Origin of the sequence: Pararhodobacter sp. CCB-MM2 (genome assembly GCF_001691415.1) — a bacterium.
In the GTDB taxonomy this organism is placed as follows: Bacteria; Pseudomonadota; Alphaproteobacteria; order Rhodobacterales; family Rhodobacteraceae; genus Pararhodobacter.
In genome coordinates, this window is sequence record NZ_LRRR01000070.1 from 1 (window position 1) to 1,044 (window position 1,044).

A 1,044-nucleotide genomic window follows, 5' to 3' on the forward strand; every position below is an offset into this window, starting at 1 on the left:
CTCGGCGCGCTTGTTGCGGGGTCTGGTTGCCCAGCGAGGAGTGCGGTCTGACCGCGTTGTAGTCGTAGCGCCACAGGGCCAGCTTCCGCCGCGCATCGTCCAGGCTGTCAAAGAGCTCCTCGCTCAACAGCTCGTCTCGCAGGCTGCCGTTGAAGCTTTCGACGAAAGCATTCTGCTGGGGCTTGCCCGGATCGATGTAGTGCCATGGCACCTCGTTCTCGTCGGCCCATTTCAGGATCGCCCGGCTGGTGAACTCGGTCCCGTTGTCACTGACAATGCAACCGGGCTTGCCGTAGATCCGGATCAGCGCGCTGAGCTCACGGGCAACCCGTGCGCCGGACAGGCTGGTGTCCGCTACGAGGCACAAACATTCCCGGGTGCAATCATCGATCACGACCAGGATCCGGAACTTCCGCGAGGCGCCGAAGCTGTCAGACACGAAGTCCAAGGACCAGCGCGCGTTGGGCCACGCGGCAACCGGCATCGGCGTCCGTGTACCGCGTGCCCGCTTCCGGCCGCGTCGTCGCTTCACCGACAGACCTTCCTCGCGGTAGATGCGATAGAGCTTCTTGTGATTCATGCTCATGCCCTTGCGTTCAAGCAGCACGCCGATCCGGCGATAGCCGAACCGACGCCGCTTGCCGGCAATCTCCTGCATCTCCTTGCGGATGCCAGCACAGTCCGGCGGACGTTCTCGCCGGACTGTCTTGGGATCGACACCGACTAGCCGACAGGCCCGGCGCTGCGAGATGTCATGATCTCGCATCACCCGGAGCGCCGCGTCTCGCCGCTTGATCAATGTCGTCAACTCTTTCCCAGAAGGTCCTTTAGGACGACGTTGTCCAGCATGGTATCTGCCAACAGGCGTTTGAGTTTGGCATTCTCCTCCTCAAGCGCCTTCAGCCTGGCCGCCTCGGACACTTCCAGGCCGCCATACTTTGACTTCAGCTTGTAGAACGTCGCGCTGCTCAGGCCGTGCCTGCGGCACACCTCCGCAGTCGGCATTCCCGCCTCTTGCTCCTTGATCATCCCGATTATCTGCGC

At 62.5% G+C, this 1,044-nt stretch carries 1 protein-coding gene; it reads right to left on the minus strand.

The annotated features are described in order from the left end of the window. Positions 1-1,044, minus strand: a protein-coding gene (locus BCY78_RS24225) for an IS3 family transposase (protein ID WP_139103322.1) whose coding sequence is annotated in 2 segments (ribosomal slippage) — positions 1-819 and positions 819-1,044 — 1,045 coding nt annotated over the 2 segments. Because the reading frame shifts where the segments join, the coding sequence is not laid out codon by codon here. This gene is flagged as partial in the annotation.